General features: G+C 68.9%; 13 protein-coding genes. 6 read left to right on the top strand and 7 right to left on the bottom strand.

Annotated elements, in window-relative coordinates; all coding sequences use genetic code 11:
- Positions 1 to 89: 89 nt before the first annotated feature.
- On the top strand, positions 90 to 1,919 hold the full coding sequence (locus tag HOW07_RS00170; protein WP_071260288.1) for a long-chain fatty acid--CoA ligase: 1,830 nt from the start codon (positions 90 to 92) through the stop codon (positions 1,917 to 1,919).
- 54 nt (positions 1,920 to 1,973) lie between these two features.
- On the opposite strand, the gene HOW07_RS00165 is transcribed toward HOW07_RS00170, so the two are convergent.
- Positions 1,974 to 2,465: a peptide deformylase gene (locus HOW07_RS00165; RefSeq protein ID WP_064297012.1), complete on the bottom strand. Its 492-nt coding sequence runs from the start codon at positions 2,463 to 2,465 to the stop codon at positions 1,974 to 1,976.
- 89 nt (positions 2,466 to 2,554) lie between these two features.
- The gene (locus tag HOW07_RS00160; RefSeq protein ID WP_175115795.1) at positions 2,555 to 5,962 is read right to left on the bottom strand and encodes a pyruvate carboxylase; all 3,408 of its coding nucleotides are present in this window, start codon (positions 5,960 to 5,962) and stop codon (positions 2,555 to 2,557) included.
- A 73-nt stretch (positions 5,963 to 6,035) separates the two neighbouring features.
- Between HOW07_RS00160 and HOW07_RS00155 the strand changes: the two genes are divergently transcribed.
- Positions 6,036 to 6,902 (top strand): ParA family protein, encoded by an 867-nt coding sequence (locus tag HOW07_RS00155; RefSeq protein WP_079002579.1) that lies wholly within the window; start codon positions 6,036 to 6,038, stop codon positions 6,900 to 6,902.
- A gap of 173 nt (positions 6,903 to 7,075) precedes the next feature.
- Here the strand turns inward: HOW07_RS00155 and HOW07_RS00150 are convergent, their stop codons facing one another.
- From HOW07_RS00150 to HOW07_RS00135, 4 genes are all read right to left on the bottom strand, one after another.
- A complete protein-coding gene (locus HOW07_RS00150) occupies positions 7,076 to 7,624 on the bottom strand; it encodes a MerR family transcriptional regulator (RefSeq protein WP_064297014.1) in 549 nt (182 codons plus the stop codon).
- A 202-nt stretch (positions 7,625 to 7,826) separates the two neighbouring features.
- On the bottom strand, positions 7,827 to 8,531 hold the full coding sequence (locus HOW07_RS00145) for a MerR family transcriptional regulator (protein ID WP_064297015.1): 705 nt from the start codon (positions 8,529 to 8,531) through the stop codon (positions 7,827 to 7,829).
- Positions 8,531 to 9,052, bottom strand: a complete 522-nt coding sequence (locus tag HOW07_RS19730) for an FHA domain-containing protein (RefSeq protein ID WP_086473205.1) — start codon at positions 9,050 to 9,052, stop codon at positions 8,531 to 8,533. Before HOW07_RS19730 ends, HOW07_RS00145 begins: the two co-directional genes overlap by 1 nt.
- Positions 9,045 to 9,743, bottom strand: coding sequence for a CDP-alcohol phosphatidyltransferase family protein (locus HOW07_RS00135; protein ID WP_064297016.1), 699 nt, complete (start codon positions 9,741 to 9,743; stop codon positions 9,045 to 9,047). Before HOW07_RS00135 ends, HOW07_RS19730 begins: the two co-directional genes overlap by 8 nt.
- A 38-nt stretch (positions 9,744 to 9,781) precedes the next feature.
- Between HOW07_RS00135 and HOW07_RS00130 the strand changes: the two genes are divergently transcribed.
- The 3 genes from HOW07_RS00130 to HOW07_RS00120 all read left to right on the top strand — a co-directional run bounded on the left by HOW07_RS00130 (position 9,782) and on the right by HOW07_RS00120 (position 11,564).
- On the top strand, positions 9,782 to 10,153 hold the full coding sequence (locus HOW07_RS00130) for an RNA-binding S4 domain-containing protein (RefSeq protein ID WP_064297017.1): 372 nt from the start codon (positions 9,782 to 9,784) through the stop codon (positions 10,151 to 10,153).
- A gap of 97 nt (positions 10,154 to 10,250) precedes the next feature.
- On the top strand, positions 10,251 to 10,706 hold the full coding sequence (locus tag HOW07_RS00125; RefSeq protein WP_079002583.1) for a VanZ family protein: 456 nt from the start codon (positions 10,251 to 10,253) through the stop codon (positions 10,704 to 10,706).
- A 111-nt stretch (positions 10,707 to 10,817) separates the two neighbouring features.
- The gene (locus tag HOW07_RS00120) at positions 10,818 to 11,564 is read left to right on the top strand and encodes a GTP pyrophosphokinase family protein (RefSeq protein WP_082916274.1); all 747 of its coding nucleotides are present in this window, start codon (positions 10,818 to 10,820) and stop codon (positions 11,562 to 11,564) included.
- On the opposite strand, the gene HOW07_RS00115 is transcribed toward HOW07_RS00120, so the two are convergent.
- On the bottom strand, positions 11,561 to 12,025 hold the full coding sequence (locus tag HOW07_RS00115; RefSeq protein WP_064297018.1) for an N-acetyltransferase: 465 nt from the start codon (positions 12,023 to 12,025) through the stop codon (positions 11,561 to 11,563). The two genes, HOW07_RS00120 and HOW07_RS00115, sit on opposite strands and share 4 nt — an antisense overlap.
- Before the next feature lie 150 nt (positions 12,026 to 12,175).
- Between HOW07_RS00115 and HOW07_RS00110 the strand changes: the two genes are divergently transcribed.
- A complete protein-coding gene (locus HOW07_RS00110; RefSeq protein WP_121290559.1) occupies positions 12,176 to 12,940 on the top strand; it encodes a DUF1684 domain-containing protein in 765 nt (254 codons plus the stop codon).
- Positions 12,941 to 13,003 lie beyond the last annotated feature (63 nt).

The raw sequence follows: 13,003 nt of genomic DNA, 5'->3' as shown, positions 1-13,003 counted from the left end.
CTGAGCGTCTGCGCGCCACAGAAACCGCGCAAACACCCGTGCTCTAGGATGGAGCAACATCTTGCCGACCTGGTACCGAAGGAGTTGCCGTGGAACAGTTCGACGTCCCTGCAGTCGTCGCAGCAGACCCATCCGCCAATGCGACCGATCTGCTCGTGAAGCGCCTGGCTGCTGCGCCCGACGCCGCGCTGTTCGCCGTTCCCCGCGGGTCGGAGTGGGTGGACGTGACCACCGCCGAATTCCACGCGCAGGTCGTCGCCCTGGCGAAGGGCCTCGTCGCCGCGGGGATCGAACCCGGCGACAAGATCGGGCTCATGTGCAAGACCCGGTACGAGTGGACCCTCATCGACTTCGCCGTCTGGTTCGCCGGAGCACTCCTCGTCCCGATCTACGAGACCAGCTCGCCGAGCCAGGTGCAGTGGATCCTCAGCGACTCGGGAGCGACCAGCGTGCTGGTCGAGACACCCGACCAGTTCGCCCGCTTCGACGAGGTGCACGGTGACCTCCCCGACGTCGCGCGGGTCTGGCAGATCGACCTCGGAGACCTCGACAAGATCGCGGCCGCCGGCGTCGACGTCCCCGACGAGGAGATCGAACGCCGTCGCAACCTCGCGGTGGGTTCCGACATGGCGACCCTTATCTACACCTCCGGCTCGACCGGTCGGCCGAAGGGGTGCGTCCTCACCCACTCGAACTTCGTCGAGCTGTCGCGGAACTCGGCAGTCGCACTCAAGGACGTCGTGTCCGCTCCCGGTGCCTCCACCCTCCTCTTCATCACGACGGCGCACATCTTCGCGCGCTTCATCGCCGTGCTGTGCGTGCACTCCGGCGTGAAGACGGGCCATCAGCCCGACACGAAGCAGCTGCTCCCCTCGCTCGGCACGTTCAAGCCGACATTCCTCCTCGCGGTCCCCCGGGTCTTCGAGAAGGTCTACAACTCCTCCGAGCAGAAGGCGGAGGCCGGCGGCAAGGGCAAGATCTTCCGTGCAGCCGCCGAGACCGGGATCGCCTACTCGAAGGCCCTCGAGAGCGGTTCCGTACCGTTCGGCCTGAAGGTGAAGTTCCGGGTCCTCGACCGCCTCGTGCTGTCGAAGATCCGCACGGCCATGGGCGGCCGGGTGCGGTACGCGGTCTCCGGCAGCGCTCCACTCGGTCCGCGACTCGGTCACTTCTTCCACGCGCTCGGCATCGTCATCCTCGAGGGCTACGGCCTCACCGAGACCACCGCGCCCGCGACGGTGAACCTCGCCCAGAAGTCGAAGATCGGGACGGTCGGACCGGCACTCCCCGGCGTCTCCCTCCGCATCGCCGACGACGGCGAGGTCGAGGTGCGCGGGATCAACGTCTTCAAGGAGTACTGGCAGAACCCCGAGGCGACGGCGGAGGCCTTCGACGACGGCTGGTTCCGCACCGGCGACATCGGCTCCTTCGACGCCGACGGCTTCCTCACGATCACCGGGCGGAAGAAGGAGATCATCGTCACTGCGGGCGGCAAGAACGTCGCCCCGGCGGCGCTCGAGGACCCGATCCGCGCGACCCCGGTCGTCGGCCAGGTCGTCGTCGTCGGCGATCAGAAGCCGTTCATCAGCGCCCTCATCACGCTCGACACCGAGATGCTGCCGTCATGGCTCGCCAACAACGGCCAGGACGCCTCGATGAGCGCCGCCGAGGCTGCTCGGAACCCCGCGGTGCTCGCCGCCGTCCAGCGCGCCATCGACGAGGCCAACACCAAGGTGTCCCGCGCGGAGTCGATCCGCAAGTTCGTCATCCTCGACGACGAGCTCACGGAGGCGAGCGGGCACCTCACGCCGAAGCTCAGCATCAAGCGGAACGTGATCCTCAAGGACTTCGCGGAGACGATCGAGGGCATGTACCTCGGAGCGGGTTCGCCCGAGACCCAGGGGATGTCCCTGAAGTAGCGCCTCGACGGGCTCGGCGGTCGGTCGACGACCGCTGGGCCCGTCGACCGGCGTCTAGAACCAGTCGCTCTCGCGGACCTGCTTCATCGCCTCGCGGCGGTGCTCCTTCGACAGCCGGTCGAGGTAGAGCATGCCGTCGAGGTGGTCGGTCTCGTGCTGCAACGCCTGGGCGAGGAGTCCTTCACCCTCGACGACGAGCTCCTGCCCGTCGAGGTCGATGCCGACGGCACGGGCGTAGGGATGGCGCGGCGTCGGGAACCAGAGTCCGGGCACCGACAGGCAGCCCTCGCCGATCTCCTCGAGTTCACCGCGCACCTCGACGAGCTTCGGGTTGATGAGGTACCCGATGACGCCGTCGACGTTGTAGCTGAACACGCGGAGTCCGACACCGATCTGCGTCGCGGCGACGCCGGCACGGCCGGGGAGCTCCACGCTGTCCACGAGATCGCGGACGAGGCTGCGGATGTCGTCGTCGATCGTGACGACCTCGGCCGTCGGAGCCTTCAGGACCGGGTCGCCGAAGTGTCTGATGGGTCGTGTCGTCACGGGTTGGATCCTTCCGGGCGGGACAGGTGTGGTGGACGCGGAGACCGGCCGCGTCGCCTCGAGGAGGGACGCGGCCGGTCTCGGGAGGGTCAGGCGCTCGGCTTCACGACGACGAGCAGGTCGCCCGCCTCGACCTGCTGGGTCGCCGGGATGGCGAGGCGGTCGACGACGCCGGCGACGGCGGTCGTGATCGCCGCCTCCATCTTCATGGCCTCGATCGAGGCGACCGGCTGGCCGGCCTCGACGCGGTCGCCGACGGCGACCTTGACGGTCACGACACCGGAGAACGGCGCGGCCACCTGACCGGGGACGGAGGTGTCGGCCTTCTCGGCCGCGCGGGAGTCGACCTCGATGCTGCGGTCGCGGACGAACACCGGCCGCAGCTGACCGTTGAGGGTCGCCATGACGGTGCGCATGCCCTTCTCGTCGGCCGCACCGATCGCTTCGAGCCCGACGAACAGCCGGACGCCCTTGTCGATCTCGACGACGTGCTCCATGCCCGGCTCGAGGCCGTACAGGTAGTCGGCGGTGTCGACGACGGAGAGGTCGCCGTACAGGTCGCGCTGCTGCTCGAACTGCTTGGTCGGCGCCGGGAACAACAGGCGGTTGAGGGTCGAGCGGCGCTCGGCGGACCCGCCGTCGAGCGAGGCCTGGTCCGCAGCGGAGATCGGCGTGATCCCGATGTCGACCGAACGACCGGCGAGGACCTTCGAGCGGAACGGCTCCGGCCATCCGCCCGGGAGCTCCCCGAGTTCGCCCGCCATGAACCCCACGACGGAGTCCGGGACGTCGTACTTGTCGGGGTTGGCCTCGAAGTCCGCCGGGTCCGCCTTGACGGCGGCGAGGTGGAGGGCGAGGTCGCCGACGACCTTGCTCGACGGGGTCACCTTGGGCACCCGACCGAGGATCTTGTTGGAGGCCGCGTACATGTCCTCGATGAGCTCGAAGTGGTCTGCGAGTCCGAGCGCGATCGCCTGCTGGCGGAGGTTCGACAGCTGACCGCCCGGGATCTCGTGCGTGTACACGCGACCGGTCGGCCCCGCGAGTCCTGACTCGAACGGCCGGTACATCGCGCGGACGGCCTCCCAGTAGGGCTCGAGGTCGGCGATCCCCTGCAGGGAGATGCCGGTGTCGCGCTCCGTGTGGGCCAGCGCGGCGACCAGCGAGGACGCGGACGGCTGACTCGTCGTGCCGGCCATCGGCGCGCTCGCGACGTCGACCGCATCGGCGCCCGCGTTGCTCGCCGCGAGGAGGGTCGCCAGCTGTCCACCGGGGGTGTCGTGCGTGTGCACGTGGACCGGCAGGTCGAACCGCTCGCGGAACGCCGCGACGAGCTTGGCCGCCGCGGACGGACGGAGGAGCCCAGCCATGTCCTTGATGGCGAGCACATGGGCACCGGACTCGACGATCTTCTCGGCGAGACGGAGGTAGTAGTCGAGGGTGTAGAGGTCCTCGGCCGGGTTCAGCAGGTCGCCGGTGTAGCAGACGGCGACCTCCGCCACGGTCGTCCCCGTCTCCAGGACCGCATCGATGGCCGGGCGCATCTGCGACACGTCGTTGAGGGCGTCGAAGATCCGGAAGATGTCGATCCCGGTGTCGGCGGCCTCCCGCACGAAGGCGTTCGTCACCTCCGTGGGATAGGGCGTGTAGCCGACGGTGTTCCGGCCGCGCAGCAGCATCTGGATCGCGATGTTCGGCATCGCCTGACGCAGCGAGGCCAGGCGCTCCCACGGCTCCTCACCGAGGAAGCGGAGGGCCACGTCGTACGTCGCGCCACCCCAGGCCTCGACGGAGAGCAGCTCGGGGGTGAGCCGCGACACGAACGGTGCGACCGCGAGCAGGTCCTTCGTCCGGACGCGCGTGGCCAGGAGCGACTGGTGGGCGTCGCGGAAGGTGGTCTCGGTCACGGCGAGGGCGGTCTGGGCGCGGAGGGCGTCAGCGAAGCCCTTCGGTCCGAGCTCGAGCAGCCGCTGACGCGAGCCGGCCGGGGCGTCGGTCGTGATGTCGATCGCGGGCAGCTTCTCGACCGGGTCCGGTCCGGACGGACGCGACCCGTTGGGCTGGTTGACCGTGACGTCGGCGAGCCAGTTCACGATCTTCGTCCCGCGGTCCTTCGAGACGTGGCCGCGGAGGAGCTGCGGACGCTCGTCGATGAAGGAGGTGCTGAGGTCGCCGGCCACGAACGAGGCGTCTTCGAGGACCGCCTGCAGGAACGGGATGTTCGTGGAGACGCCGCGGATGCGGAACTCGGCGAGGGCGCGCTTGGCGCGGGTGACGGCCGCCTCGAAGGTGCGCCCGCGGCAGGTGAGCTTCGCGAGCATCGAGTCGAAGTGGGGGCTGATCTGGGCGCCGGAGGCGACCGTACCGCCGTCGAGTCGGATGCCGCCGCCGCCCGGAGAACGGTAGGTCGTGATCTTCCCGGTGTCGGGACGGAAGCCCGCCGTGGGGTCCTCGGTGGTGATGCGGCACTGGAGTGCGAAGCCACGGAGGTGCAGGGACTCCTGCGTGAGGCCGAGGTCGCCGAGCGACTCGCCGGCGGCGATGCGCATCTGCGACTGGACGAGGTCGACGTCCGTGACCTCCTCGGTCACGGTGTGCTCGACCTGGATGCGCGGATTCATCTCGATGAACACGTGCTGACCGGCGCGCTCCCCCGCGGTGTCGAGGAGGAACTCGACCGTCCCGGCGTTGACGTAGCCGATCGACTTGGCGAACGCGATGGCGTCGCGGTACATCGCCTGACGGGTGTCCTCGTCGAGGTTCGGGGCCGGCGCGATCTCGACGACCTTCTGGTGTCGGCGCTGCACCGAGCAGTCGCGCTCGAAGAGGTGGATGGTCTCGCCGTCGGCGCTCGCCAGGATCTGGACCTCGATGTGCCGGGGGCGGACGACGGCCTGCTCGAGGAACATCGTCGGGTCGCCGAAGGCGCTGTCCGCCTCGCGCATGGCGGCCTCGAGGGCTCCGCGGAGGTCCTCGGCGTTGTCGACGCGGCGCATGCCACGGCCACCACCACCGGCGACCGCCTTCGCGAAGATCGGGAATCCGATGTCGGCGGCACCGGCGAGCAACTCTTCGATGTCGCGGCTGGCCGGCGTCGACTTCAGGACCGGGACCCCGGCCGCGATGGCGTGCTCCTTGGCGGTCACCTTGTTACCGGCCATCTCCAGGACCGAGGACGGCGGACCGATGAAGGTGATGCCGGCTGCCCGGGCGGCCTCGGCCAGTTCCGGATTCTCGGAGAGGAAGCCGTACCCGGGGTAGATCGCGTCGGCGCCCGACTCCTTCGCGACGCGGATGATCTCCGAGACGTCGAGGTAGGCGCGCACCGGATGACCCTCCGTGCCGATCTGGTAAGCCTCATCGGCCTTCAGCCGATGCATCGAGTTGCGGTCCTCATAGGGGAACACCGCAACCGTCTTCGCCCCCAGCTCGTACGCGGCACGGAACGCCCGGATGGCGATCTCTCCGCGATTGGCGACAAGAATCTTCCTGAACATGGAACCCTTCCCACAACAGCCAACTCAGCAAACGTTGAGATTCCCTAGCCTAGTCACGGTAACGTTGAGCCTTGTGCATGTACTCAGCGTTAGCTCCCTGAAGGGGGGCGTCGGCAAGACCACCGTCACCCTTGGCCTGGCTTCCGCCGCGTTCTCGAAGGACATCCGCACGCTGGTCGTGGATCTCGACCCCCAATCCGACGTCTCGACCGGCATGGCCGTCGACGTCGCAGGGCACCTCACGGTGACGGATGTGCTGACCTCGCCGAAGAAGAAGATCGTCGAGCAGGCGATCGTGGCGAGCGGCTGGACGAAGATCCACCCGGGCAAGATGGACGTCATGATCGGTAGCCCGTCTGCGATCAACTTCGACGGCCCGCACCCCAGCATCCGCGACATCTGGCGCCTGGAAGAGGCGCTCGCGCACGTCGAGGAGGAGTACGACCTCGTCCTGATCGACAGCGCCCCCTCGCTCAACGCGCTCACCCGCACCGCCTGGGCGGCGAGCGACCGCGTCGCCGTCGTCACGGAGCCGGGCCTGTTCTCGGTCTCCGCAGCCGACCGCGCCCTCCGCGCCGTCGAGGAGATCCGTCGCGGGCTGAGCCCCCGGCTGCAGCCGCTCGGCATCATCGTCAACCGGGTGCGTCCGCAGTCGATGGAGCACCAGTTCCGCATCAAGGAACTGCGCGACATGTTCGGTCCCCTCATCCTCAACCCGCAGCTGCTGGAGCGCACGTCCCTCCAGCAGGCTCAGGGTGCCGCCAAGCCCGTCCACGTGTGGCCGGGTGACACGGCGCAGGAGATGGCGAAGAACTTCGACTCACTCCTCGACCGCGTGTTGCGCACGGGCCGCGTCGGCGAGTACGCCGACGGCGCTCCCCCGGAGCCGGCTGCCGTCACCAGCCCCGCCGCCGTCGAAGCGCCCTCCACCGACAGCTGAGGTCGCGGCGAGAACGTTCGGCCGCCTCCCGGCCCAGGCGCTCGCTCGGGTCGCCCTTCGACAGGCTCAGGGACCGGCAGGAGCACCAAGTACCCGAGATGCGTGCTCAGGGAACGTGTGGCGCGCGTCGGTGAACCGTTCGACAGGCTCAGGACCTGCGCCTTCGGCTCGGGTCAGGCGCTGCGAGCGGAGCGACGTGCTGCGAGCTCGTCCATGGGGTCGGCCGACTGTGCGTCGAACTCGATGAGCGTGGACTCCACCTCGCGCAGCACCTTGCCGACGGCGATGCCGAAGACGCCCTGTCCGCGACTGACGAGGTCGATGACCTCGTCGTTCGAGGTGCAGAGGTACACACTCGCGCCGTCGCTCATGAGCGTGGTCTGGGCGAGGTCGACGATGCCCGCTTCGCGGAGCTGGTCGACCGCCGTGCGGATCTGCTGCAGGGAGATGCCCGTGTCGAGCAGTCGCTTGACGAGCTTGAGGACGAGGATGTCGCGGAAGCCGTAGAGGCGCTGCGTTCCGGACCCGGATGCACCGCGCACGGTCGGCTCGACCAGACCCGTCCGGGCCCAGTAGTCGAGCTGGCGGTAGCTGATGCCGGCTGCACGGGCGGCGACCGCTCCGCGGTAGCCCTGGCCCTCTTCGAGTTCTGGAAGCCCGTCGGTGAACAGCAGCCCGAGGTCACCGTACCGTGACGCCCCGTCGCGACTGAGTTCACTCATGTCTGCTTCTCCTCGATGTTCGCTGCACGGTCGGTACGGTCTCGACGGGGGCGTCGAGACGGCTTGACCACTCCCACCACGCTACCGATCCGCCCCGGTCAACGCTGCGACATCCGTTCGAAACGGACGGCGTGTCGTGACGAGTGATCGAACTGTGACCTGGCCGTGATGGATGAGGGCAGTCTACGCCCTGGGAGGTCGATCAGGAGGATTGGTGTCGCTCGAGTGCCGAGCGGACGAGGTTCGACCGCACGCCCTCGAGCTGTGCGGCGATCTCCAGCGCCCGGTCGGCGGTGCGTGCCCGGCCGGCGGCGTCGTTCCGCTTGGCGACGGCGCTCAACGCGCTCTCGATGAGCCCGACCTCACGCTCGATCGAGGCGCGGAACCCGCGGAGGTGCCGTGGTTCGATGCCGGAGCGCTGCAACTCCACCAGGATCCGCAGGAGGGACGCGACGTCCTCGCCGTAGTTCTCGGCGGGCAGGATCAGCGACGCGCTCACGGCGTCGTTGAAGAGCATCGGGGTGGCGCCGGCTTCGCGGATCAGTTCGTTCCGCGAGAACCTGCGAACGCCGGGATGGATCGACGGCGCGCCGACGGCTTGCCCGCTGCCCGGGAACAGGGGCGACCGTCCCGCGTCGACCTCGACGAGGTAGGTGCGGATGACCTTGAGGGGGAAGTAGTGGTCGCGCTGCATCGACAGGATCAGCCGCAGACGTTCGAGATCCTCACTCGAGAACTTCCGGTAGCCCGACTTCGTCCGTGCCGGGGACACCAGCCCCTGCTCCTCGAGGAACCGGAGCTTCGAATTGCTCAGTTCGGGGAACTCCGGAGTGAGGCGTGCGAGCACCTGCCCGATGCTCAGCAGCGGAGCGCCATCGCTTCGCGCGTTCGCGCTGGCTGCCGCCACTAGCTTCCCAGCTGGGAGGCGAGGTCGATCCGCGACGCGTAGAAGGTGAGGCGGAACTTGCCGATCTGCACCTCGGCGGCGTCACGCAGGATCGCCTTGTCGATGCGGACACCGTCGAAGTACGTGCCGTTCAGCGAGTTGAGGTCGCGGATCTCGAACGCGGTCCCGTGACGGTGGAACTCGGTGTGCCGACGCGACACCGTGACGTCGTCGAGGAAGATGTCTGCCTCGGGGTGACGTCCGACGGTCGTGACGTCGGCGTCGAGGAGGAACCGCGCACCGGCGTTCGGACCACGACGGACGATCAGCAGGGCGGAACCGGACGGCAGGGCCGCGATCGCCTCGTGCTCCTCAGCGGTGACGTCGGAGTCGATCGCCGCGAGGGCCGCTCCGAGGTCTTCACCGAAGGTGAGTGTCGTGTCGACTTCCCGATCGCCCGAGCCGCTCGTCGGGGCACCGTCGTCGACGGCTCCCGGCGTGTACGCCCCGGTCGCGGGATACTTCTCATCGTGCTCAGCCACCGTCGACCTCCTCTCCGTCAAGCGTATCCGATGTGGCGTCGCTGTCGAGCCGCCCGGTCGAGGGTGACCCGCCGGATCCGGCCCGTTCCCGCTGCTTCGAACGGGCATCCCCCGAGATGCGCACGGTCTGCAGCAGATAGAGGATGCCGGCCCACCAGTAGAGCGTCGCTCCGGCGATCACCGACACCCAACCGAGCGGCGCCGCGATCATCGCGACGGCTGGGAACGCCTGGCCGAGCATGAGGACCGGGAGCCCGATGAAGAGCAGCGCCGTACCCCACTTCCCCACGCGGATGACCGGCAGCACGCCGGTGCCGGACCGGTGGAGCGCGACGGCGAGCCCGACGAGCAGCAGGTCGCGGGCGAAGACGACGACGAGCAACCACCACGGGATCAGTCCGCGGGCCGCGAGACCGATCAACGCCGCGAGGATGTAGAGGCGATCGGCGGCCGGATCGAGTTGACGGCCGAGCTTCGTCATCTGGTCGAACCGTCTCGCGATCCACCCGTCGAGCAGGTCGGTGACGCCGGAGAACGCGAGCGTCGCGAGGGCCAACAGGTCCTGCCCCTGCACGAGGAGGATCAGGAAGACCGGGACGAGGAGGATCCGGAAGACGCTGAGCGCGTTCGGGAGGGTGACGACGCGGTCTTCACCGGTCCGTCGAGCCCCGCGCCCCGCCCCGTCAGTCACGGGTCGAGTCTACCGATGGGCTGCTCTACCATCGGAGGATGGACAGCCCGTCGAGCGTACGCGTCGACGCATGGATCTGGGCGGTCCGGCTGACGAAGACCCGCTCGGCCGGCGCGACCGCCTGTCGAGCCGGCCACGTCCGGGTCAACGGCGATCGGGCGAAGCCGGCACAGGCCGTCAGGATCGGCGACGAGGTCCGGCTCCGCGTGGCGGGCTTCGACCGGATCGTGGAGGTCCGGCGCCTCATCGTGAAACGGGTCGGCGCGGACGTCGCGGCGGAATGTCTCATCGACCGCTCTCCCCCGCTGCCGACGCCGGCGGAACGGCAGGTCGTGGCCGTCCGCGACCGGGGCGCCGGTCGACCGACGAAGCGTGAACGACGCGACATCGAGCGGTTGCGAGGGCGCTGACGCGCTGCTGGCAATCCGACCGGCCTCATCGGCGACGCATCGACCCCGTCCAGGGAACACTCAAGCGCCGCCAAGGTGACTCGGGCATGCTGGGCCGATGTTCCGCCGCCATCCCGTGCTCAGCACCCTCACCGTGGTGTACCTCGCGCTCGTGGCGACCATCACCCTCGGCCCTCGGCCCTTCGACGGCAGGACCGAATCCCTCGTGTACCGACTCGTCGACGTCCTCGCTCGGTGGGAGTCGACGGCTTGGATCACCTACGAACGCCTCGAGTTCGGGGCGAACATCGCCATGTTCGTCCCGATCGGCGTCTTCTTCCTGCTCCTGCTCGGACGGCGGCGCTGGTGGCTCGCCATCCTCGTCGCAGCGGCGCTGACGGTCGGCATCGAGGCCGCGCAGCTCGCGATCCCCGGACGCGTGAGCGATCCCCGCGACCTCCTCGCGAACACGTCCGGTGCCGTCGCCGGGGTCGTCCTCGGCCTGATGCTGACCGCCGGGCGCGCCCGCCGGCTCCAGGCCTCGTCACGCCGCCGCGCGGCCCTGCAGCACTGAAGCGCCCGGCACGGTCCTGATTCACAGGAGGCTGAGAGGCGTTCCAAGGCCGCTTCAGTAGAGTGCGAGCGGGCCGTCGGCCCGTCGGAGACAGAGCTGGAGTGCACGCCCATGACCGGACCAACGTCGTCGGACAACCTCGAGGAGCTGAAGCGCCTCAAGGACGAGTTCACGCGGTTCATGATGCTGTACAAGTTCGGCATCGACGAGATCACCACGAAGCTCAACATCCTCAAGGAGGAGTTCACGCAGATCCACGACTACAACCCGATCGAGCACATCAGCTCGCGGTTGAAGTCGCCGGAGAGCATCATCGGCAAGATCGAACGCAAGCAGTACGGGCAGGACATCGACGACATCCGCGAACACATCACCGACATCGCGGGCATCCGCGTCACCTGCAGCTTCATCTCCGACACGTACAAGGTGTTCGAACTCCTGACGAGCCAGCAGGACATCACCGTGGTGAAGGTCAAGGACTACATCGCGAACCCGAAGCCGAACGGGTACCAGAGCCTCCACGTGATCGTCGAGGTTCCGGTGTTCATGTCCGACGGCGTCGTACAGGTGCCCGTCGAGATCCAGTTCCGGACGATCGCCATGGACTTCTGGGCGAGCCTCGAACACAAGATCTACTACAAGTACGACAAGGCCGTGCCGGACAGCCTGCTCGCCGAGCTCAAGCACGCCGCCGAGGCGGCCTCCAGGCTCGACGCGAAGATGGAGCACCTCCACGGAGAGGTCCTCGCGCTCGACCGCGCGACGACCTCGCGGACCACCGCCGACGGGCACCCGAAGCCTCCATCACTCGCCGACCGGGTCATGACCGAGCTGATCGACGGGCTGGACCCGCGTTAGAGCGCCTTGCGCATCTGCACGGCCATCGTCTCGTAGCCGAGCGACTCGTACAGGCCGCGCGCGATCCGGTTGAACCCGAACACGTTCAGCCCCAGCGTCTTCGCGCCCTGCTCCTTGGCCGCCGTCTCGGCGAGCTGCATGGCCTGCCGACCGAGCCCACGGCCACGGAACGACTCGTCGATCTCCACGTCCCAGACCCACCACTCGTCCGGGTGGCTCGTGCTCCGCGGTCCGATCCAGAGCACGCCGACCGCGGCGTCGTCGAGGACCACCTCGAACACGAGGTGTCCGACCTGGAGCCGGCCGGCCGGGAACGTCTCGGCGAGGGACTGCGCCGCCTTCGCCGTCGCCTCCGCCTCGGTCTCCCCCGCTTCGATGCGTTCGAGGCGGTACTGTGCGTTCGCGGCGAGCATCCACCCCCGCAGTCGATCGGCGGGCATGCGGACGAGCGTGGCGTTCATGAGGACATCCTCCCAGAACGGCGCGACCCCGTCGCTCGCCGTCCTGCGCAGGGTCGTCGCCGGGCTCGGGAATAGTTCCCGCCCGAAACGAGCTGGACTCCGAAGGACACACGATTGGGACCCGCCCGCCGTCATCCGGAGAATCGAGACATGCCGATCCACACCGCCCCGCAGCCGAACGCGATCGCCGAGCACGACGCCTGGCGCGACGACCGCCGAGCCGCCGTGACCTCGCCGCTCGGCAACCTCGCCCTCGTCGAGACACGCTGGCTCGCGGAGGAGACGCCGGCCACCGTCGACGAGGCCGCAGCCGCCATCGCCGCCGAGCAGCCGAGCGGCGTCACGGTGACGACGCTCCGCCGCACCCACCTCGACACGGGCCAGGACGAGGTCGGTGTCCGCCGCTGGGACGCGAACGCACCCGCCATCCGCGCGTTCGAGGGCATCGACGTCTTCCCGTACGACCCCGCCTGGGTCCAGACGGCGCGGTTCACGCCGGTCGACGGCTCGCGGACCGTGCCCTTCGAGCACATCCGCGACAACGGCGGATCACGGGAGCTCGTCGTCCCCGGCGACATCGTGTTCACGCGAGACGGGGTCGAGTACACGATGAGCGCCTTCGACGACGGCGGCACGCTGCTCCTCGTGTTCGGCGACGCGACGAACGGTCGCGACGACGAATCGGGCACCTACGGCGCCGGCCGGTTCCTGTTCGTGCAGCGGACCGACGACGGCGGCTTCGGCACGGCGGGCGAGGTCGTCCTCGACTTCAACCGCGCGTTCGTGCCGCCCTGCGGCTTCTCCGTGCAGTACAACTGTCCGATGCCGCCGCCGCAGAACCGGTTCGCCGGAGCGGTCCTCGCCGGGGAACGGATCGCCCGGTTCCGCGAGGGCTTCGACCTCTACGCCGTCTGACCCGTCCACACCGCCACACCCCACAGCCCGCACCCAGCACCAGCACCCCCACACCACAGGAGT

The sequence above is a fragment of the Plantibacter sp. MCCC 1A11337 genome (assembly GCF_013349365.1).
GTDB lineage: Bacteria > Actinomycetota > Actinomycetes > Actinomycetales > Microbacteriaceae > Plantibacter > Plantibacter flavus_A.
This window is presented reverse-complemented; position numbering and strand designations above follow the sequence as displayed.